This is a genomic window from Streptomyces sp. NBC_00086 (assembly GCF_026343255.1).
Taxonomy (GTDB): domain Bacteria; phylum Actinomycetota; class Actinomycetes; order Streptomycetales; family Streptomycetaceae; genus Streptomyces.
In genome coordinates this window covers 7,682,650-7,702,886 of record NZ_JAPELZ010000001.1, presented here as the reverse complement: position 1 = coordinate 7,702,886, position 20,237 = coordinate 7,682,650, and the positions used below count along the sequence as shown (strand labels likewise).

Here is a 20,237-nt window from a genome sequence, read left to right as displayed (position 1 = left end):
CTGAGGAGCCCGGATGAAGCTGAGCGACGAACTCTCAGTCGATCACAGGCTGGCAACCGTCTACCGCTATGGCGCCCTTCTCTGCGGGCTGACCCTGATCGCGTTCGGCGTGCTCGGCTTCGCCGATGCCCTCCGCCCCTTCGACACGCAAGGCGAGACGATCGCGGGCCTGACCACCAACACCACCCTGAGCGTCATCTCCGTCGTCGTCGGGCTCGCGCTCGCCGCAGGCGCCGTCATCGGCGGCAACTTCGCCTCCACCCTCAACATCACGGTGGGAGCGCTGTTCCTGCTCAGTGGGTTCGCGCACATCTTCATCCTCGACAAAGGCGCCAACATCCTGGGATTCGGCATGACGAACGTGATGTTCAGCTTCGTCATGGGCTTGATCGTCATGACCTTCGGGATGTACGGCCGCGTCTCCAGCAAGCTCCCCCACGACAATCCGTACTGGCAGCGCCGTCATCCCCGGCATGAAGGCGGCCGGGATCCCCAGGCCAGCCGGGCCATCGCTGTCGACTGACCGCGTACGGCGGCCGGCGGCCGGCGGGGCGACCCGGCCGTCGACCGGGTACACCTTCGCGGCGATCCAGCGCCAGAGCCGATACCACCGAGCTCCTGCGGTTCCTGGACGGCGCGACATCAGGCGATGCGGCCGGTCAGGCGCGGTGCGGGCGCGTGGCGGTGTCCAGATAGAAGGCATCGATGCTCTGGACGGCCTGCTCGAACTCCTCCAGGTTGACCGGCTTGGTCACGTACGCGTTGGCGTGGCTGGTGTAGGCGCCGACGACGTCGTCGGGTGCGGAGGAGGTGGTGAGGACGACGACGGGGATGGTCCGGAGGTCGGCGTCGTTCTTCAGGATGCGCAGCAGGTCGCGGCCGTTCATGCGGGGCATGTTCAGGTCGAGCACGATGAGGTCGGGGCGCGGACTGTCGGGGTCGCGCAGGTGCTCCAGGGCCGCGACACCGTCTGTGGCCTGGACGAGATTGCGGGCCCCGCGCTCGGAGAGCGCCTCCTCGATGAGCATGGCGTCCGCGATGTCGTCTTCCACCAGCAGCACATCGAACGGTCGGGCGGGGTCGTTCATCGTCATCTGCTCCGTGGGTGCATCGTCGGTGTGGTTGAAGAGCCCGGGCCAGCGGCGGCGGGCTCCCTGACGGGTCACGCCGCATGCGCGGCCGATTTGGGGGTATCCGGCTCCCGCACGCGCGGCGTCCGTGGCCGCTCCGCGCTGCAGTCGTTCCACGGCCCGCTGAAGGTGGTCGAGTACATGCAGGCGTACCAGGGCCTGCGCGCGGTCGTCCGCCGCAGGATCCGAGAGGTCCTTCTGCAGACCGAGCGCCAGGCGACGGGTGAGGTCGGCCACGGCCGCGTCGGCGACGGCGGCCGTCTCCTTCGGGGTGGTCCGCAGGTGGAAGTTGGTGCCGGGCATACCCCGAACCCTAGGCCCTGATCCGGCGTGCGACAACAATTGTTGTCAAGGCCCTCTACAGTGTGCGCTGCGCCCTGTTCAAGGCGGCTGTCTCGGGAGGGGAATCAGAGGATGACCGGCATGTTGACACCGTCGGGTGCGCGGAGGTCCTCCGCGTGGACGACCCGGCGGTGGCTCCGCGTCGGGGTCGCCGCTTCGCTGACGGTGCTGGCCCTGCTCGGTGTGACCGGGGCGTGGGTGCTGGGGCGGACGGCATCGATCAGCGAGGAACTCGTGGACGTGCGGGTGCCCGCGCTGACCACTTCCTTCCGCCTGGAATCGGCCCTCCTCAACCAGGAGACCGGCATCCGCGGCTACGGCCTCACCGGGACCCCGGAGTTCCTCCAGCCCTATCAGCAGGGGCTCACCGATCAGGACGTGTACGCCGTGGAACTCGCGCGGCTCCTGGACGGCGACGGCCGCGCGCTCGCGGACCTGAAGGCGCTCCAGGACGCGGTCTCCACATGGCAGGAGAGGATCGCCCGTCCGATCGCCGCCTCGCCGTCCGGGGCACCCTCACCCCTGGCCACCGCACGCGCCGCGGAGGCCAAGACGTCGTTCGACGCCCTGCGTCAGGCCATGGCCGGCCAGCAGGAACAGTTGCTCGCGGAGCGGGACCGGACCCGAGCCGATCTCGCCGCCACCATGAGGCTGCGGAACTGGCTGTTCGCGACGATCGCGGCCGTGGTCGCCCTCATGGCCGTCCTCGTCTTCGAAGGCCTGCGCCGCGGGATCAACCGGCCGCTGGAGCAGCTGGGGGCGGACGCCCGCACCGTCGCCGGAGGTGACTTCGACCACCCCATCAGCTCGGCCGGTCCGGCGGACCTGCGGCGACTGAGCGGCGAGATCGACTTCATGCGCCGTCAGCTCGTGCGCGAGCTGGCCTTCAGCGAGGAGGCCCGGCGGCGCCTGGACACCCAGACCGCCGACCTCCAGCGTTCCAACGCCGAGCTGGAGCAGTTCGCGTACGTGGCCTCCCACGACCTGCAAGAGCCGCTGCGCAAGGTCTCCAGCTTCACGCAGCTGCTCCAGCGGCGCTACGGAGGGCAGCTCGACGCCAAGGCGGACCAGTACATCGCCATAGCCGTCGACGGCGCCAACCGGATGCAGACCCTGATCAACGACCTCCTCGACTTCTCCCGGGTGGGCCGCGTCCACCACAATCCCGAGAAGGTCGACCTCGAAGCGGTCATGGAACGGGCCCTGTCCGCCCTGAGCCTCGGCGTCGAGGAGTCGGGCGCATCGATCACGCACGATCCGCTGCCTTCCCTGGTCGCCGATCCCACCCAGATGGGCATGCTCTGGCAGAACCTGATCGGCAACGCGGTGAAGTTCCGCCGCCCGGACCTGGCACCGGAGATCCGTGTCGGCGCGGTCCGGGAAGGGGAGCTGTGGCGGTTCACGGTGACCGACAACGGCATCGGGATCGAACCCGAGTATGCCGACAAGGTGTTCGTGATCTTCCAGCGGCTCCACACCAAGGACGTCTATCCCGGCAGCGGAATCGGCCTGGCGATGTGCAAGAAGATCGTCGAGTTCCACGGCGGTACCATCGCCGTCGACCCGGAGTACCGGGACGGGACGCGCATCACCTTCACCCTCGCGCCCGAACCGCCCCCGGCCCCGTCGGCCATCGCGGAAGCGACCCGGGCCGGCGTGGAGCCGGCGCCGTGACCGCGCCCCTCCCCCACACCGGCGGCCTGGCCGTGACCGAACCGGTCTACCGCATCCTCCTCATAGAGGACGACGAGGCCGACGCCCTGCTCGTCGAGGAGCTCCTCCACGACACCGAGCTGCGCTTCGAGCTCACCACGAGCACCTCGCTGGCCGACGCCCACTCGGCTCTCGCGGCCCGCACCGTCGACTGCATCCTCCTCGACCTGCACCTGCCCGACGTGTCCGGCACCGACGCCGTCACCACCGTCCGCGCCATGGCCCCGCACACCGCGGTGATCGTGCTGACCGGCCTGTCCGAGAAACAGGCGGGCTCCGAGGCGATGGCCGCCGGTGCCCAGGACTACCTCGTCAAGGGCAAGGTCGAAGCCGACCTGCTGCGCCGCACCGTCCGCTACGCCGTCTACCGCAGCCACACCGAACGCGCGTCAGCCGAAGCCCAGTCGGCCCGACTGCGCGCCGAGGAGAACGCCCGTCTGGAACGGGGCCTGCTGCCCCGGCCCCTCCTCGAGACCTCGGCCGTCGTGGTGACCACCCGCTACCTGCCCGGCGTCGAACAGGCTCTGCTCGGCGGCGACTTCCTTGACGTCGTCGAGGGCGACGGAGGGCTGCTGCACGCCGTGGTCGGCGACGTCAGCGGCCACGGTCCCGATGCCGCGGCCCTCGGCGTCTGCCTGCGCATCGCCTGGCGCTCGCTCGTCCTGGCCGGCCACCGCGGCACCGATCTGCTGCACCTGATGGAGCGCCTGCTGGTGGCGGAGCGCGGCGACCAGCCGCTGTTCGCCACCTGCACGCTCCTCACTCTCGACCAGAAGGCCGCCACCGCCACCCTCCACCTGGCCGGGCACCACGAACCGCTCCTCACCACCGCGGAGGGGACCCGGGAGGTGACCGCCGCGCACGGAATCGCGCTCGGCATCATGCCCGGCCACCGCGATTGGCCCGCCACGCTCATTCCACTCCCGGAGAGCGGAGCGCTCACCCTCTACACCGACGGCCTCACCGAAGGGCACAACGGCGACGCCGACGGCCGGCTCGGCATCGAGGGGCTCCTGCCCCTGATCAACACCACACCGTCCGCGGACCCCGCGGCGCACCTGGACAGCCTCATCCGCCAGACCAGAGCGCTCAACGCCGGAAGACACACCGACGACCTCGCTGTACTCCGCCTCGGCTGGGGGTCCCGAGGCTGAGGCCCGCCCCGCCTCGGCGGGGCGGCTCACGCCGCCTCAAGTCGGCCACCACCTCGCGCACCGGCTCCGTACCGGGCGCCATGGCACCCGGTCGACGGATGTCCGTTCGAGTCATCCGCCAGCGAGGAAGCACTGGGTTCAGGCGGCAACAGGGAGCGGAATGAACACCGTGATCGTCTTGCCGCCCGCCACAGGGTCGGATCTCCGTACGGTCGGCAATCCAGTCGACGAGCCAAAACGGGCATATACCGCTGTTCGACGCCCGCAGCGCGGCCGGTCCAGCGCGGGCGGCTGCGGCTGCGCCAGGTCAGGTCAGGTCAGGTCAGGTCAGGTCAGGTCAGGTCAGGTCAGGTCAGGTCAGGTCTACGGCGTCTGTGCCGCGAGGGCCTGCGGGAGGGCGGCGCGGATGGCGGTGATCAGGGTGCGGCTGGAGTCGAAGGCGGCGGCCATGCCGGCGGTGGGGTTGGTGTCGGCCCGCTGGTGGAGGACGACTCCGAGGATGAGGCGGGGGACGCCCGCCACCTCCTGGGTGGCGGCCCACATGAGGTTGCCGCCGGCCGGGGTGGAGGAGCCGGTCTTCAACCCGATGACCCCGTCCTGCCCGAGAAGCTTGTTGCTGTTGTGTATCTGCACGCCGACGCCGGGGGCCGTGACGGCGGGCGTGGCCACGATCTGACGGAAGGCCTCGTTCTTCATGACGGCGCGGGCCAGCTTCAGCTGATCGGCCGCTGTGCTCTTCGTGCTGGACTCGATACCGGAGGCCCCGGTGTAGGTGGTGCGGTCCATACCGAGTTCCGCGGCGGCCTTGTTCATCTTCCTGGCGAACTCTTCCTGGCCGCCCGCGTCCCAGCGGGCCAGGAGCCTGGCGACGTTGTTGCCGGAGGGCAGCATCAGGAGTTCCAGGAGCTGGCGTTGGGTGTATTCGTGCCCGGCCACGACGGGAGCGGTCGACTCGGTCGCGGAGAACGATTCGTCGGCGGCTTGCTGGTCGGCGATCACTTTCGCGCCGGGTGCGTCGCCGGGCATCGGGTGGCCGGCGAGGATCACGTAAGCGGTCATGACCTTGGTGACGCTGGCGATCGGTACCGGCGTCTGCTCGCCCTTGGTGCCGAGGCTGCCGATCCCCTCGACCTCCGCGCTCGCCTGGCCTTCCGTCGGCCACGGCAGGTCCATCGACCTGGCCAGGGAGGTCACGAGGGCAGCCTTCGGGCTGGGGTACTCGTTGCCGCCGAAGGCGTACCAGGTGCCCGCACCGGTCACCAGGACGGCGGCGGACAGCGAGAGGACGAGCGACCTGCGCAAGCCGGAGCGGCGGCGGGTGGCGGACATGAGGGGCACCTCCAGAAGGAAACGAGTGCGGTTCCCGCACCCGAATTCACCTTCGAGGAGACGTGCTTCCGGACCGGTGCGCCCCTGCTTCCGCCGCCATGAGGTCCTGTTGCGGTTCTGTTTCAGTCCGGTCCGAGAGGCAGGTCGAGGGTGGCGACCGCGCCCCCGTCCGGGGCGTTCGCGAACGTCAGCCGGGCCCCGAGGACGCCGGCCTGCCCGAGCGCGATGGTGAGCCCGAGACCGTGCCCGCGACCCCGCTCGGCCGATCCCGTACGGAAACGCTGCGGGCCCTCGTCGAGCAGCGCGGCGGGGAACCCCGGGCCGTGGTCCCTTACGACCATCCGTGCGCCGGTCACGGTGACCTCGACGGGGGCCGCTCCGTGGCGGTGCGCGTTGGTCACGAGGTTGACCACGATCCGTTCCACCCTGCGCGGGTCGGTCTCGACGACGTGGGCGGCCCCGACCGTGACGACGGTCGGCGTCTGCGTCCGGCGGACGACATCGGCGACCAGCTCGCCCAGCGGCACCGCATCGGTCCGGGCCTGTTCGCCCCCGGCGTCGAGCCGGGAGATCTCCAGGAGGTCCTCGACCAGCCCGTTCAGGGCCCGGGCCCGGTCGCGTACGAGTCCGGCCACCTCGTCGTCCTCCGGAAGCAGCCCGGCGGCGGTGGAGAGGCCCATCAGCGGGGTGCGCAGTTCGTGCGCGACGTCCGCCGTGAAACGCCGCTCGCCCTCCAGTTTCAGCTGCAGGGCCGCGGCCATCTCGTCCATGGCGGCCGACATCTCGGTGATCTCGTCCCGGGCCCGGCCGCCGGGGCCGATCCGGGCGTCGAGGTCGCCGGCGGCGATGGCCCTGGCGGTACGAGAGCCACGGCGCAGCCTGCGGTTCATCGGCTCGGTGGCCAGGGCGGCGAGCGGCACGACGACCAGGAGGGCGGCCAGCACGGCCTTGATGATGCTGCGGTCCAGGAGCTGGAGGCCGCGCACCTCGGCACTCATGTCCGTCCGGGCGACCAGCACCCGATCACCCTCGACGGGCATGGCCGCCCACAGCCAGTACCAGTTGGGGGGTTTGCGGTCGTACCAGGTCGCGTACAGGCCGTTCTTGTCCTTGCCGGCCAGCGCCCTCGCGAGCGGCTCGGCGAGTTGCCCCGGTGTCAGGACCTCGACGTCGAGCGGCGCCGTGCCCGTGCGGGTGTACTCGCGTTCCGCGGCGGCCATCCGGGCTGCGATGCGGTCGTGGCCGGTGCGCTCGCCGCGTTCGGCCATCGCCTGGTGGACGAGTACGCCGATCACCGCGGCCACCGCGCAGCAGGCGGCCGCGGTCAGCGCGGCGATCTTCCAGCGCAGGGCGCGCGGGTTGAGGAATGCCATGTGCCGACCGGCCCCTCAGGTGCGGACGAGCTTGTAGCCGAAGCCGCGGACGGTCTCGATCCGGTCGGCGCCGATCTTCTTGCGCAGCCGCAGCACGCACAGGTCCACGACCCGGGTGTCGCCCTCCCAGCCGTAGTCCCAGACGTCGCGCAGCAGCCTGCGGCGGTCCAGCACGGCGCCGGGAGCCGCGGCGAACTCCAACAGCAGGCGCAGCTCGGTGGGGGTCAGCGGGACGGCCCGCCCGCCCCGGCGCACCTCCAGGCCGAGCGTGTCAACGGTCAGGTCGCCGAAGGCCAGTACCCGGGCGGCCTTCGCGGGAGATTGGGCGTCAGCGGAGGGGGCCTCCGACTCCGCCGAACCCGCCTCGGGCTCGGCCGGCCGGAAGGTCGCGCGGCGCAGCAGCGTACGGATGCGGGCGACGAGGACGGAGGTGTCGACGGGTTTGACGACGTAGTCGTCGGCGCCCGCCTCCAGCCCTGCGACCACGTCCAGGGCGTCACCGCGCGCGGACATCATCAGGACCGGGACCAGGCTCTCCTCGCGGATCCGGCGGCACAGCCCGATGCCGTCCAGTTCCGGCAGCATCACATCCAGGATCAGCAGATCGTGCCCGCCGGCCCGGAACGCCTCCAGGCCGCCGAGTCCGTCCGCGGCCACCGCGACCTGGTAGCCGTAGCGCTCCAGGGACAGCTGGACAGCGCGGCGGATGGTGGCGTCGTCCTCGACGACGAGTACGTTGACTGGGACGGGTACGGGGTCGGGGACCCGGGTTTCCAACACGCCACCTACTCGCTCATACATGGACATACATTCCGGCCATCGTAGTCAGTGCGTGGACCGTGCGGCCCCGGTCACAGCCGGACGGAGGCAGCGACGGGCAGGTGGTCGCTGCCGGTGGCCGGCAGGGTCCACGAGGAGACCGGGCTCACCCCCTTCACCAGGATCTGGTCGATGCGGACCATCGGGAACGAGGCGGGCCAGGTGAATCCGAAGCCGGCCCCGGCCTCCCGCTGCGCCGAGCGGAGCGGTGCGGTCACCGGCCCCAGTGCCGAGTCCTCGGCCGTCCCGTTGAAGTCGCCCATCACGACGACCCGGGGCAGCACCTCGGCCCGTACGGCCTCGGCCAGCTTCCCGGCCGACTCGTTGCGGCGCGCGGTGGTGAAACCGGCGCTCGGGGTCACCCGTACCGAGGCGAGGTGGGCGGCGAACACGGCGACGGGCCCGCTCGGGGTGTCGACCGTGGCCCGTACGGCGCGTGTCCAGGGCATGATCGGCACCGGCTCCACGCCGTGCAGCGGGTACTTGCTCCACAACCCGACGCCCAGGTGCACCGAGTGGTACGGGTAGCGGGCGGCCAGCTCACGCTCGTACACGGGCGTCGCCTTCGTGGACAGCTCCTCCAGCGCGAGCACGTCCGCGCCCGACCCGGCGAGGGCCTGCGCGGTGCGCAGGGGGTCGGGATTCTCCTCGTCGACGTTGTGGCTGACCACGGTGAGGTCCCCGCCCGCGGCGCGCTTGTCGGTGAGCATCCCGCCGAAGAGGGAGACCCAGACGACCGCGGGCGCCAGTACGGCGACCGCCGCGAGCCGTGAACGTCTCACCGCCGCCAGCGCCAGCAGCGCGGGGACGCTCAGCCCGGCCCAGGGCAGGAACGTCTGGAACAAACTACCCAGGTTCCCGAACCCGTTCGGGACGTGGGCGTGCAGCGCCATGACCAGGGCCCCGCACAGCGCGGCGGCGGCGACCAGCCACCCTCGTCGGCCCCTGGCGCTACGGCGCCCACGAGCCCCTTCGGCGCCCCGTGGCCCGGCGCCGGACCCCACCTCGACAGTGGGCCCGGTACGGTTCGAAGTGCTCAGCACGACAACGGCCTCCCGGCATCACGTACACCGGGGATCGGGTACCGCCACAGATTCGCGCCGTCACACTTCCAGCCGATCAGGGCCCCGCTTCGAGCACCGCACGGCTGTGTTTCAGGTAGGTATCGGCACATCCGCGCCGGCTTCAACATCGCACTCGAATGCCGGCTAGGGCCTCATATCGCGACACCCGGCGGACCTGCCGAACTGTCACCACAGCCAGCGTGGGTCCCGGCAGGCCGGGCACCGGCGCCATCAGCCTGGGATCATCTGGGCGCGGCCTCAATAATCAAGATGGGCGGCAGGAAGCTGCTCACCCACGTGCCACGGTACGCGCTCGTGCGCTCCCTGCCGCGCCGGGACCAATGGGGCCATCCTGGTGACATGGCGACCCTCCCCAAGGCTCCTTGCCCCTCCTGCTCCGTTCCGCACGCCTTGCTGCCCACCAAACGGATCGGATACGGCTCGGTCAAGGACCACAAGCTCGAACCCCGGGCACTGGTGCTGTGCCCGGGCAGTGTGGTCCACGTCAGCTCGCGAAGGTCACCAAGCCCTGGCATCCCGCCGACGCTCAAAGCCTCCCGCCCCGGGCGACGGCGGCTGCCGTGAGTGATCGAGAGACGTCACTGAAGGGCAATGCTCCACCTCAGCATCGGGTTGCCGGGGCCGTTGTGGTTCATGAGGGTCGAGTACTGCTCGTACGGCGACGAGTTGCAGAGGGTCAACTCTTGTGGCAATTCCCAGCGGGCAAAGTCGAACCGGGTGAGTCGTGCGACGAAGCCGCCGTCCGCGAGACAAAGGAGGAAGCCGGCCTGGACGTGGTCCCCATTGTTCGGCTGGGCGAGCGGATCCATCCCCTCACCAATCGGCAAGTGTCCTACACAGCCTGCAAGGTGGCCGGCGGAGCCGCGCACGTGGCGGACCATGACGAAATCGCTGAGGTTGCGTGGGTGACCCTGTCGGAGATCCCGCAGTACATCCCGTACGGACTCTTCACGCCGGTCCAGCAACACCTGGACGTTGTCCTTCGATCTTGACCACATCAACCAGGACGAGAACGTCTCGACCCCCGGAGCAGCAGCCCATGGGCCTGGTACCCCCCTCTCGGATAGATCAGGCGCAACTCTGCAATTCCGACAGGGACTTCCCGCCCGCTTCCGGAGGGGGCCAAGGGGATCGGTTCGGGCCGTATGGTGGCGCTGCACACTCAGGTGGGGTTGATTGTGATGGCGCGCCACATATACCGCTGACCTGCGGACTTCTACGTTGTGGCCACACCCGACGTCCCCGCAGACATCCTGGAAGTGGTTCACATGGCCTCCACCGCAGCCGATCCGAAGGCTCCATCCGGAATACGGCGGATCGTCGCCGCCAGTCTCATCGGGACCACCATCGAGTGGTACGACTTCTTCCTCTACGGGACCGCCGCCGCCCTGGTCTTCAACAAGCTGTTCTTCCCCACCGCCGATCCGCTCACGGGCACCCTGATCGCCTTCCTCACCTACGCCATCGGGTTTCTCGCCCGGCCGCTGGGCGGCGTGGTCTTCGGGCATTTCGGGGACAAGGTCGGGCGCAAGAAGCTGCTGGTGCTGAGTCTGCTGATGATGGGCGGGGCGACCTTCGCGATGGGGCTGCTGCCCACCCACGCGAGCATCGGGGTCGGGGCGCCGATCCTGCTGACCGCGCTGCGGCTGGTGCAGGGGTTCGCGCTGGGCGGCGAGTGGGGCGGGGCCGTGCTGATCGTGTCCGAGCACGGCGGGGCCGAGCACCGCGGGTTCTGGGCCTCCTGGCCGCAGTCCGGGGCGCCCGGGGGGAACCTGCTGGCCACCGGGGTGCTGGCGCTGCTCGCCGGCGTGCAGTCGGACGCGGCGTTCCTCGCCTGGGGCTGGCGGATCCCCTTCCTGCTCTCCGGGGTCCTCGTGATGGTGGGGCTGTGGATCCGCATATCCGTGTCCGAGTCGCCCGTCTTCCTCGCGGCGCAGGCCGAGGCAGCCGCCTCAGGCCGGGGTGAGGAGGAGAAGGCACCCGTCGTCCAGGTGTTCCGCAAGGACTGGCGGCAGGTGCTGGTCGCCATCGGCACCCGGTTCGGCGAGAACATCTCGTACTACGTCCTCACTTCCTTCCTCCTCGTCTACGTCACCACCCATCTCGGGCTCCCGAAGACCACCGCGCTCAATGCGCTGCTCATCGGCTCGGCCGTGCACTTCCTGACCATCCCGGCCTGGGGCGCCCTGTCGGACCGGATCGGGCGCCGGCCGGTGACGCTGATCGGTTCGGTCGGCATGGCTCTGTGGGCGTTCGCGTTCTTCGTGCTGGTGGACTCCGAGTCGTTCACCGTCATCACCCTCGCCGTCACCGCCGGACTGCTGCTGCACGGGGCCATGTACGGGCCGCAGGCCGCCTTCATCTCGGAGATGTTCGACACCAAGGTCCGCTACTCGGGCGCCTCGATGGGCTCCCAGCTCGCCTCGATCATCGCGGGGGCGCTGGCCCCGATCATCGCCGTCGAGCTCCTGAAGGACTACGGCTCCTCCGTGCCGGTCTCCGTCTACCTGTCCGCGGCCGCCCTCGTCACCACCCTCACGGTCCTGTTCGCCCGCGAGACCCGGGGCCGCGACCTGTCCGTTCCCAAGGCGGGGGCAGCGGCGCCGGCAGGGGTGTCCGCGGGAAGCGGGTACGCCGCCAAGGTGTCCGATCCCGCCTGAGCCCGCCCGCGCCACGGGCCGCCCGCCGTGACCGGTACGTCCGGTCGGGCGGGCGGACCCGCTCGCCCTCCCGTACCGAAGGGCTGTCAGCATGGCCCCCGTGAACGATCCCACCGCGCCCGCGTTGCGGCAGCTCCTGGACCTGCTCGCCCAGGGCGCGCCCGCCGAGCACTTCGCGCGGCCCGGCGCGCAGGCCCGTACCGCCGGCGTTGGAGCCGTCGAGCAGGCCCTCGTGGAGGAGGCGACCCGGGTGGCCCTCGACATCCGGCGCACCCTCGACCAGCACCGCAGGCGCGAGGCGGAGCTCACCGCCCTCTTCGACACGGCCGGCGACCTCGCGGCGCTGCGCGATCTCGACGCGGTGCTACGGGCCATCGTGCGGCGGGCCCGGACCCTGCTCGGTACGGACTGCGCCTACCTCACGCTCAACGACCCCGTCGTGGGCGATACGTTCATGCGGGTCACCGACGGCTCCGTCTCCGCCGCCTTCCAGCAGCTGCGCCTGGGCATGGGCGAGGGGCTCGGCGGGCTGGTCGCGCAGACGGCCCGGCCCTACGCCAGCGCCGACTACCGCGCCGACGACCGCTTCCGGCACACCAGCACCATCGACGCGGGGGTGCGCGAGGAGGGGCTGCGGGGCATTCTCGGTGTGCCGCTGCGCGTCGCCTCGCGGGTCATCGGGGTGCTCTACGCCGCCGACCGGTCGGTCCGCGATTTCGCCCCCGACGCGGTGGCACTGCTCTCCTCGCTGGCCGACCACGCGGCCGTCGCCATCGACGGGGCGCGGCTGCTGGAGGAGACGCGTACGGCGCTGGTCGAACTGAACGCGGCCACCGAGACCGCCCGGGCCCACAGCGAAGCTGCGCGGCTGGCCACCGAGACCCACGACCGGCTCACCGATCTGGTCCTGCGCGGCGGGGACGTCACCGATGTGGCGCGGGAGGTGGCCGCGCTGCTGCGGGGCGGACTGGTGGTGCACGACGCCGACGGCACCGAGCTGGCCCGGGTCGCCACCGAACCGATCGGCGCGCCCGCCCAGGGGGTGGCGGCCTCCCGTGCCGGCGGCCGGGCCGTGCCGGTGGACGGCGTGTGGGTCTGCGCGGTCCTGGCCGGGCCCGAACTCCTCGGCAGCATCGCGCTGACGGGCCGGGCGGAGCTGTCGGACAGCGACCGGAGGCTGTTCGAACGCACCGGCCTGGTCACCGCGCTCCTCCTGCTGCTGCGCCGCTCGGTGGCCCACGCCGAGGACCGGGTGCGCGGTGAGCTCCTCAGCGACCTGCTGACCCCGCGGAGCGCGGGGCACACCCCCCACACCGGCAGCCGGACGATCAGGGCCCGCAAACTCGGCGTCGACCTCGCGCGCCCGCACTCCCTGCTGGTGCTGCACTGCGACGCGGCGCTGCGGCCCCGGCTGTCCGCGGAGGCGGCGCGCCGCGCCCGCGACCGGGGCGGCCTGGCCGGGCTGCACGAGGGCCACGTCGTCCTGCTCACCCCGGCCGAGCGGCCCGGGGACCTCGCGCGTTCCCTGGCGGCGGAGTTGGGGCAGGCGGTGGGCACGCCCGTCACCGTGGGCTCCGCCGGGCCGGCGGGCGACCCGGGCGGCCTGCCGGGCGTGTACGCCGAGGCCGTGCGCTGCCTGCGGGCCCTGCACGCGCTGGGCCACACCGGCCACGGGGCCGCCCTGCCCGATCTGGGCTTCGTCGGCCTGCTGCTCGGGGACCACGGTGACGTCGGCGGGTACGTCGAGCGGGTGCTCGGCCCCGTCATCGACTACGACGCCCAGCGGGGCACCGAGCTGGTCCGCACCCTGCAGGCCTACTACGTCCACGGGGCGAGCCTCTCCAAGGCGAAGGACGCGCTGCACATCCACGTGAACACCGTCGTGCAGCGCCTCGACCGGATCGGCCGACTCCTGGGCGAGGACTGGAACAGCCCCGCCCGCGCTCTGGAGCTCCAACTCGCTCTGCGCCTGCACCTCCTGGCGAACTCCGTCCCGCCCACGGCCTGATCCGAAAGACTCGCCCCCTGTACTCCGCCCGTGGTGCGCGGTGATCCGTGGGGCAGAGTGAGGAGCATGACTACGTACGAGACGATGGCGTACCACCTGGAGACCGAACGGCTGATACTGCGGCCGTGGGCCGAGTCGGACGCCGCCCAGCTCCGCGACCTGGTGGCTGAACGCGGCAAGGGGGTGGGCACGGTTGAACAGACCCAGACGGCCATCACGGAGCTGCTCGCCGCGACGGAGACCACGGGGATCGCTCTGCTGCCCGTCCAACGCCGTGAAGAAGGCGACTTCATCGGCTACTGCGGACTGATCATCGGCCGCTCCACCCTGGAGGAGCCGGAAATCGCGTACGAGCTGTTCCAGAGCTCGCACGGCCACGGCTACGCCACCGAGGCCGCCCGGGCCGTGGTCGATGCCGCCATCGCGACCGGGCGGAAGCGGCTCTGGTCGACCGTCGGCACATGGAACACACCGTCCTTCCGTGTCCTGGAGAAGATCGGCTTCGAGCGGCATCACGTCGCCACCGACGACCGCGGTGAGCATGTCTGGCTCACACGCGAGTTGCCGTGACCCGAGTGGGGCCGGGTAAGTTCGCGCGGAACCGTGCTGGACTTCCCTAGGCCACCGCCCCCGGGGTGACCAGGCCCGTCTCGTAGGCCAGGACCACCGCCTGGGCGCGGTCGCGCAGGCTCAGCTTGGCGAAGATCCGGGCCACATGGGTCTTCACGGTGGCCTCGCTGAGCGTGAACTCCCGGGCCAGTTCGGCATTGGAGAGGCCGTGACCCATGAGGGTCAGCACCTCCCTCTCGCGCGGGGTGAGGGCGTCCAGGTCGGGGTGCGACGCCGGAGCCCCGCCGCCGCGCGCGGCCGATGCCGAGGCACAGCGCTCCACCAGTCGGCGGGTGATCGACGGGGAGAGCAGCGCGTCGCCGGTGTCGACGAGCCGTACGGCGTTGGCCAGGTACTCGGGGGTGACGTCCTTCAGCAGGAACCCGCTGGCTCCGGCGGCGAGGGCGGCATAGACGTACTGGTCGAGGTCGAAGGTGGTCAGCATGATCACCCGGCATTCCGGGGCCGCGGCGAGGATCTGGCGGGCGGCCTCCAGTCCGTCCAGCCGGGGCATGCGTATGTCGAGCAGGACGACGTCGGGGCGCAGACGGCGCACTTCCGAGACGGCTTCCACCCCGTCGGCGGCCACCCCCACCACGTCGATCCCGCGGGCGGTGAGGATCATGCGGAATCCGGTGCGGACGAGTTCCTGGTCGTCGGCGATGACCACCCGGGGCGAGGTGGCCGAGGCGGCCCTCGGGTCCGGCTCGGCGGCCGGGGCGTGCGTGGTCACGGCCGCTCCAGCGGGAGGCGGGCTCGGACCCGGTAGCCGCCACCGAGGCGGCGGCGTGCGTCGAAGTCCCCGCCGTACACGGCGACCCGCTCGCGCAGCCCGACCAGCCCGTGCCCGGCGCCGTCCGCCTTCGGGCGCGACGCGGTGAGCCCTGTGGACGCAGCCGGGGCGTGCTCCCCCGCCTGCCCGGCCGTTCGGTCCCCGGACAGGACGCTCGGTCCGCTGTTGAGCACCTCGACCCTCAGCGCCTGGTCCGCGTACCTCACCGTCACCTCGGCTTTCACCCCGTCCCCGTGTTTGAGTGCGTTGGTCAGCGCCTCCTGGATGATCCGGTAGGCGGTGACGTCGATCCCGGCGGGCAGCGGCCGCGGGTCGCCGGATATCCGGACCTCCACCGGCAGCCCGGCGAAGGCTATCCGGTCGATGAGCGGGCTGAGTCTGCTCAGACTGGGCTGCGGCGCCAACTCCGCCACAGGATCTCGTCTTTCAGCGGCCCTGGCCCCATACGGTTCGTCATTTCCGTCCTGGGCGGGCGCGAGCAGGCCCAGCAGGTGCCGCAGTTCGGTCATGGTCGTGCGCCCGGCCTTCTCCACGGCGGCCATGGCAGCCGCCGCCTCCACCGGCATCGTCGCCAACACCTCGCGGGCGGCACCGGCTTGGACGATCATCAGGCTGACGTTGTGGCTGACTATGTCGTGGAGCTCCGCCGCTATCCGGGCCCGCTCCGCGTCCACCGCGGTGCGGGCCGCGGTCTCCCGCTCCCGCTCCAGCAGCCAGCCGCGCTCCTCGATCGCCGCCCGGTGCGCCGCGCGGGCCCGCAGGAGCGCCACGGTCAGCCCGAACCCGGCCGACACCACGCACACCGCGCACACCGCGCACACCACGGCAGCGACGCCCCATCCCGTCGTCACAGCAACTCCCCCTCCCCCGACCATGATCCTCTTTCCAAGATTCTTCCACCCGACCTTCGCAGGCACCCCGTGTAGTCCACATCCCTCTCCCGGTTCGGTCCCGCGTACATCCCCAGGATGACCCCGCTCGCCGTTTACATCCGGGGGGTGACGCAGCGCCTCCGACCGGCCTTCTAGGTTCGTGCCATGACACCTCATCACGACAGCGCCGACCGGAGCGTCGTCCGACTGGACCGCGTATCGAAGGAGTACGGCGACACCCTGGCGCTCGACGCCCTGTCCCTGGAGATCCGCCGGGGCGAAGCCGTCGCCGTGATGGGCCCCTCCGGCTGCGGGAAGTCCACGCTGCTCAACATGGTGGCCGGCCTGGACCGGCCGACCGCCGGAACGATCAGCGTGAACGGCCAGGACCTCGGCAGCCTGACCGAGACCGGCCTCGCACTCTACCGGCGCCGCGACGTCGGCATGATCTTCCAGTTCTTCAACCTCATCGACGACCTGCCGGCCCTCGACAACGTCGCACTGGCCGCCCAGCTCACCGGCACCTCGGCGCGCCAGGCCCGCCGCCGCGCCCTGGAGCTCCTCGACGAGCTCGGGGTCGCCGACCGCCGCAACAACTACCCGACGACGCTCAGCGGCGGCGAACGCCAACGCGTCGGTGTGGCGCGCGCCCTGATGAACCGTCCGGCCCTGCTCCTGGCCGACGAGCCGACGGGCGCCCTCGACAGCCGCTCCGGCGAGCAGGTGATGGACCTGCTGATCGACCTCAACCAGATAGGCCAGACCCTGCTGATCGTCACCCACGACCCGCACCTGGCGACCCGCTGCGCCGGCCGGCTCGTCGAGATGGCCGACGGCCGCATAGCCCGCGAACGCGCCCTGGACGGCGAGACCGTGAACCACCAGACCGTGGACGGCGAGACCGTGAACCACCAAACCGCGGACGGCCAGACCGAGGACCACCAGGCCGTGAACCGCGAGACCGTGGACGGCCAGGCCATGGACCGCGAGACCGTGGAGCGTTCCGCATGAGCGCCGTGTGGCGCGCCTCCCGCGCAGCCGTGAAGCGCCGCAGGGTCCAGACCTTCGTCATCGGACTCGTCGTCCTCTGCTCCACCACGACCGTCCTGCTCGCGCTCGGTCTGCTCGCCGCCGCCTCGGGCCCCTTCGACAAGGCGTACACCGCGCAGCGCGGCGCGCACACCGTGGCCACGTACGACCCGGCGAAGGTCTCCGACACCCAGCTCGCGCAGACGGCGCACCGCCCCGGTGTGGCCGCCGCTGCGGGCCCGTTCCCTCAGGCCGTCGTCGACGTGCCCGACAGCTGGCTCTGGATGCCGGCCGGCCCCCTCACCGTGGTGGGCCGCGCCGATCCGGCGGGACCGGTGGACCGGGTCGACGTCCTGATGGGGCACTGGGCGCAGGGCCCCGGCGAGATCGTCGTCAACTGGGCGGTCGACGGAACCCCGTACGCGGACCTCCTCGGCACGAAGCTGGAGGTGCCCGGGCGCCCGACGCTCACCGTCGTCGGCTTCGCGACGAGCATGAGCAGATCGGCCGCCGCCTGGGTGACGCCCGAGCAGGCCGCGGCCCTCCATCCCACGTCCACGCAGATGCTGTACCGCTTCACCGACCCGTCCACCGGTGCGCACCTGCGCGACTCGCTCGCCCGGGCCACGGACGGACTCCCCGCGGACTCGCTGACGGCCGCGCAGACCTACCTCACCCTCAAGAAGGCCTTCTCCGCCCGCGCGGACGCCTATCTGCCCTTCATCGCCCTCTTCGGCGTCCTCGGCCTGCTCGTCTCCGCCCTGATCGTCGCGAACGTGGTCAGCGGCGCCGTGGTCTCCGGAAACCGGCACATCGGCGTGCTCAAAGCCATCGGCTTCACGCCGAACCAGGTCGTCGCCGTCTACCTCACGATGGTCTCGGTCCCCGCCGTGGCCGGCTGCGTCCTGGGCACCCTCCTGGGCAACGCGCTGGCCGCGCCCATCCTGCAGATCGCCTTCTCCGGCATCGAGACGGGGATGGCGGGCGTGGGCACCGTCTCGCCCTGGCTCAGCGTCGCGTGCCTGACCGGGATGCCCGCCCTGGTCGCGCTGACCGCGCTCGTACCGGCCCTGCGCGCGCACCGGTTGTCGGCCGCGCAGGCCATCAGCGCGGGCGGTGCGCCCCGCACCGGGCGCGGGCTGCGCGTCCAGCGCCTCCTGGCCGCCTCGCGACTGCCGCGCTCCGTCAGCATGGGCCTCGGGCACCCGTTCGCCCGCCCCGGCCGCGCCTTCATGACCATGGCGGCCATCGTCCTCGGGGTCACCACGGTGACCCTCGCGACCGGTCTGACCAGCACGATGGTCTCGTACGCGCAGACCGGCCGCGGCCCCGGCGGAACGGTGGTCCACGTCCAGGTCGGGGGCCACGGCAACAACCCCGTCGAGCCGCTGCTGAGCGACGCGCAGATCGAGGAGCGGCTGCGGTCACTGGGGGCACAGGAGCTGCAGGCCCGGGCGCTGATCCAAGTCGGCCTGGTCGGCCACACGCAGCCCGCGTTCGGGACCTTCTACCGGGGGAGCCTGTCCCCCGCCGGTGCCGCGTTCGTGGAGGGCCGGCCGCCCAGCGGACCCGGCGAGATCGCGGCGGGCCCGGGCTTCCTCACCGAACGCGGGCTCGCGGTGGGCGACCGGGTCACCCTGGAGGCCAACGGAAAGCGGGCGGCCGCGACCGTCGTCGGCCAGCTGATCGACAGCGACGCGCGCTCCCTGGAATCCACGTGGGAGACCCTCGGTCAGCTCGCCCCGGACAGCCGCCCGGTCGAGTACACCGTCCGGCTCGCCCCCGGGGCGGACGCCCGTGCCTACGCGGACACCGTCGACGCGGCCGACCCCGGACTGCGCGCCGAGGTGGTGGACTCCGCCAAGGTGAACGCCGCCACCACCACCGTCGTCGGCTTCTCCTCGGTGTTCTCGGTCATGCTGGCCCTCGTCGCCTCGCTCGGCGTCTTCAACACCGTGCTGCTGAACACCCGGGACCGCCGCCGCGACCTGGGCATGCTCAAGTCGATCGGCATGACCCCGCGCCAGGTGGTCACGATGACGGTGACCTCGGTGACCGGACTCGGGCTGGCCGGCGGACTGCTCGGCATTCCCCTCGGGATCGTCGCGCACCGGCTCGTCGTGGACAACGTGGGCATCGTCGCCTTCCCCGAGTCGATGAAGGACGTCTGGCACGCGCCACAGCTCGCCGGAATGCTCTGCGCGGGGGTCGCGATCGCCGTCCTGGGCGCGCTGATCCCGGCCCGCTCGGCGGCCCGGATGACCATCGCCGCGGCCCTGCACACCGAGTAGGACCCGCCGACCGCCCCGCCCCGCCGGGCCCAGCCCCGCGGGGCCTGCGGGGCTAACGGCGCCTGCGAGCCGACCGGGCCTACCCGGCTACCTGGCTACCTGGCTACCTGGCTACCTGGCCTACGGTGCCTCAGCCGGCTCCCCGGCAGCCGCGGCGTCCTGCGCCGAAGCCTCCACGATGCGCCCGTCGCGCAGTTCCACCACCCGGTCCGCCAGTTCCATCAGCGCCGGGTCGTGCGTGGCGACCAGCGCCGTGACCCCCTCGCTGCGCACCACCGCGCGCAGCAGCCGCATGATCTGCCGGCCGGTGTCCGAGTCGAGCTGGCCCGTCGGCTCGTCGGCGATGATCAGGTCGGGCTCGTTCGCGAGGGCCCGCGCGACGGCGACCCGCTGCTGCTGGCCGCCGGAGAGTTCGCCGGGGCGCTGCTGGGTGTGCTCGGAGAGGCCGACGAGGGCGAGCAGGGTACGGGCCCGCTCCTCGCGCTGCTTCGCCGGTATCTTGCGCAGCCGCATCGGGACCCCGACGTTCTCGGCGGCGGTCAGGGCGGGGATCAGGCCGAAGGACTGGAACACGAAACCGATCCGGTCGCGGCGCAGCGCGAGGCGGCCGTCCTCGTCGAGGCCGGCCAGATCGGTGCCGTCGAGGGCGACGCTGCCGCCGGTCGGGGTGTCGAGGCCGCCGACCAGGTTCAGCAGGGTGGTCTTGCCGGAACCGGACCTCCCCTTGAGCGCGGTGAGTTCGCCGCGGCGGACCTCGAAGGACACTCCGCGCAGGGCGTGCACCGCCTGCTGCCCCGTCCCGAAACTGCGCCGCACGTCGTCCACGACCACCATCGGCGGCGCCCCGGCACCCGGCCCCGGTTCGCTTCCCGACGCCTGTCCCGACGCCCGTCCCGACGCCCGTCCCGGCACCAGCTCCGACACCAGTTCCGACGCCCGTCCCGCACCCGCTCCCGACCCCTGCTCCGGTTCCTGTCGCCGTTCCTGGTCCTGCGTCATGCTGCGGTTCCCCCTCCAAGCGGATGAGCGG

General features: G+C 71.7%; 17 protein-coding genes. 9 read left to right on the top strand and 8 right to left on the bottom strand.

The window, feature by feature from the left end; genetic code table 11:
• Positions 1-13 precede the first annotated feature (13 nt).
• Positions 14-523 (top strand): DUF4383 domain-containing protein, encoded by a 510-nt coding sequence (locus tag OG276_RS34855; protein WP_266911628.1) that lies wholly within the window; start codon positions 14-16, stop codon positions 521-523.
• Positions 524-659: 136 nt separating this feature from the next.
• Here OG276_RS34855 and OG276_RS34850 read toward each other — a convergent pair whose 3' ends face one another.
• On the bottom strand, positions 660-1,433 hold the full coding sequence (locus OG276_RS34850; RefSeq protein WP_266911626.1) for a response regulator: 774 nt from the start codon (positions 1,431-1,433) through the stop codon (positions 660-662).
• A 120-nt stretch (positions 1,434-1,553) separates the two neighbouring features.
• On the opposite strand from OG276_RS34850, the gene OG276_RS34845 reads away from it, so the two are divergent.
• A complete protein-coding gene (locus tag OG276_RS34845) occupies positions 1,554-3,146 on the top strand; it encodes an ATP-binding protein (protein ID WP_266911624.1) in 1,593 nt (530 codons plus the stop codon).
• On the top strand, positions 3,143-4,339 hold the full coding sequence (locus OG276_RS34840) for a PP2C family protein-serine/threonine phosphatase (protein ID WP_266911622.1): 1,197 nt from the start codon (positions 3,143-3,145) through the stop codon (positions 4,337-4,339). Before OG276_RS34845 ends, OG276_RS34840 begins: the two co-directional genes overlap by 4 nt.
• 363 nt (positions 4,340-4,702) lie before the next feature.
• Here the strand turns inward: OG276_RS34840 and OG276_RS34835 are convergent, their stop codons facing one another.
• From OG276_RS34835 to OG276_RS34820, 4 genes are all read right to left on the bottom strand, one after another.
• Positions 4,703-5,668 carry a D-alanyl-D-alanine carboxypeptidase family protein gene (locus tag OG276_RS34835; RefSeq protein WP_266911620.1) on the bottom strand — a complete coding sequence of 322 codons (966 nt, stop codon included), beginning with the start codon at positions 5,666-5,668 and terminating at the stop codon, positions 4,703-4,705.
• Between the two features lie 122 nt (positions 5,669-5,790).
• On the bottom strand, positions 5,791-7,041 hold the full coding sequence (locus OG276_RS34830; protein ID WP_266911618.1) for a HAMP domain-containing sensor histidine kinase: 1,251 nt from the start codon (positions 7,039-7,041) through the stop codon (positions 5,791-5,793).
• A 15-nt stretch (positions 7,042-7,056) separates the two neighbouring features.
• Entirely contained in the window at positions 7,057-7,842 is a 786-nt protein-coding gene (gene cseB / locus OG276_RS34825; RefSeq protein ID WP_266911616.1) for a two-component system response regulator CseB, read from the bottom strand.
• A gap of 50 nt (positions 7,843-7,892) precedes the next feature.
• Positions 7,893-8,864, bottom strand: a complete 972-nt coding sequence (locus OG276_RS34820) for an endonuclease/exonuclease/phosphatase family protein (protein ID WP_266913372.1) — start codon at positions 8,862-8,864, stop codon at positions 7,893-7,895.
• A 662-nt stretch (positions 8,865-9,526) separates the two neighbouring features.
• On the opposite strand from OG276_RS34820, the gene OG276_RS34815 reads away from it, so the two are divergent.
• The 4 genes from OG276_RS34815 to OG276_RS34800 all read left to right on the top strand — a co-directional run bounded on the left by OG276_RS34815 (position 9,527) and on the right by OG276_RS34800 (position 14,183).
• Positions 9,527-9,937: an NUDIX hydrolase gene (locus OG276_RS34815; protein ID WP_266913370.1), complete on the top strand. Its 411-nt coding sequence runs from the start codon at positions 9,527-9,529 to the stop codon at positions 9,935-9,937.
• Between the two features lie 276 nt (positions 9,938-10,213).
• The gene (locus OG276_RS34810) at positions 10,214-11,605 is read left to right on the top strand and encodes an MFS transporter (protein ID WP_266911614.1); all 1,392 of its coding nucleotides are present in this window, start codon (positions 10,214-10,216) and stop codon (positions 11,603-11,605) included.
• 91 nt (positions 11,606-11,696) lie between these two features.
• Positions 11,697-13,613: a GAF domain-containing protein gene (locus tag OG276_RS34805; protein ID WP_266911613.1), complete on the top strand. Its 1,917-nt coding sequence runs from the start codon at positions 11,697-11,699 to the stop codon at positions 13,611-13,613.
• Between the two features lie 66 nt (positions 13,614-13,679).
• Positions 13,680-14,183 carry a GNAT family N-acetyltransferase gene (locus OG276_RS34800; protein WP_266911611.1) on the top strand — a complete coding sequence of 168 codons (504 nt, stop codon included), beginning with the start codon at positions 13,680-13,682 and terminating at the stop codon, positions 14,181-14,183.
• 46 nt (positions 14,184-14,229) lie between these two features.
• Here OG276_RS34800 and OG276_RS34795 read toward each other — a convergent pair whose 3' ends face one another.
• Positions 14,230-14,955 carry a response regulator transcription factor gene (locus OG276_RS34795; RefSeq protein WP_266911609.1) on the bottom strand — a complete coding sequence of 242 codons (726 nt, stop codon included), beginning with the start codon at positions 14,953-14,955 and terminating at the stop codon, positions 14,230-14,232.
• Entirely contained in the window at positions 14,952-15,866 is a 915-nt protein-coding gene (locus OG276_RS34790; RefSeq protein WP_266911607.1) for a sensor histidine kinase, read from the bottom strand. Before OG276_RS34790 ends, OG276_RS34795 begins: the two co-directional genes overlap by 4 nt.
• A 186-nt stretch (positions 15,867-16,052) precedes the next feature.
• Here OG276_RS34790 and OG276_RS34785 point away from each other — a divergent pair, with 186 nt between their 5' ends.
• Both OG276_RS34785 and OG276_RS34780 read left to right on the top strand, forming a co-directional pair.
• Positions 16,053-16,898: an ABC transporter ATP-binding protein gene (locus OG276_RS34785; RefSeq protein ID WP_266911605.1), complete on the top strand. Its 846-nt coding sequence runs from the start codon at positions 16,053-16,055 to the stop codon at positions 16,896-16,898.
• Positions 16,895-19,207 (top strand): FtsX-like permease family protein, encoded by a 2,313-nt coding sequence (locus OG276_RS34780; RefSeq protein WP_266911603.1) that lies wholly within the window; start codon positions 16,895-16,897, stop codon positions 19,205-19,207. The genes OG276_RS34785 and OG276_RS34780 overlap by 4 nt, the downstream gene beginning before the upstream one ends.
• Positions 19,208-19,327: 120 nt before the next feature.
• Here the strand turns inward: OG276_RS34780 and OG276_RS34775 are convergent, their stop codons facing one another.
• Entirely contained in the window at positions 19,328-20,041 is a 714-nt protein-coding gene (locus OG276_RS34775) for an ABC transporter ATP-binding protein (RefSeq protein WP_266911602.1), read from the bottom strand.
• Between the last annotated feature and the right edge of the window lie 196 nt (positions 20,042-20,237).

Excerpts from the sequence above, each read along its gene's own strand:
- OG276_RS34855 (WP_266911628.1), top strand. The coding sequence starts at position 14 with ATGAAGCTGAGCGACGAACTCTCAGTCGATCACAGGCTGGCAACCGTC.
- OG276_RS34850 (WP_266911626.1), bottom strand. The coding sequence starts at position 1,433 with ATGCCCGGCACCAACTTCCACCTGCGGACCACCCCGAAGGAGACGGCC.
- OG276_RS34845 (WP_266911624.1), top strand. The coding sequence starts at position 1,554 with ATGTTGACACCGTCGGGTGCGCGGAGGTCCTCCGCGTGGACGACCCGG.
- OG276_RS34835 (WP_266911620.1), bottom strand. The coding sequence starts at position 5,668 with ATGTCCGCCACCCGCCGCCGCTCCGGCTTGCGCAGGTCGCTCGTCCTC.
- OG276_RS34830 (WP_266911618.1), bottom strand. The coding sequence starts at position 7,041 with ATGGCATTCCTCAACCCGCGCGCCCTGCGCTGGAAGATCGCCGCGCTG.
- cseB (WP_266911616.1), bottom strand. The coding sequence starts at position 7,842 with ATGTATGAGCGAGTAGGTGGCGTGTTGGAAACCCGGGTCCCCGACCCC.
- OG276_RS34810 (WP_266911614.1), top strand. The coding sequence starts at position 10,214 with ATGGCCTCCACCGCAGCCGATCCGAAGGCTCCATCCGGAATACGGCGG.
- OG276_RS34805 (WP_266911613.1), top strand. The coding sequence starts at position 11,697 with ATGGCCCCCGTGAACGATCCCACCGCGCCCGCGTTGCGGCAGCTCCTG.
- OG276_RS34800 (WP_266911611.1), top strand. The coding sequence starts at position 13,680 with ATGACTACGTACGAGACGATGGCGTACCACCTGGAGACCGAACGGCTG.
- OG276_RS34785 (WP_266911605.1), top strand. The coding sequence starts at position 16,053 with ATGACACCTCATCACGACAGCGCCGACCGGAGCGTCGTCCGACTGGAC.
- OG276_RS34780 (WP_266911603.1), top strand. The coding sequence starts at position 16,895 with ATGAGCGCCGTGTGGCGCGCCTCCCGCGCAGCCGTGAAGCGCCGCAGG.
- OG276_RS34775 (WP_266911602.1), bottom strand. The coding sequence starts at position 20,041 with ATGGTGGTCGTGGACGACGTGCGGCGCAGTTTCGGGACGGGGCAGCAG.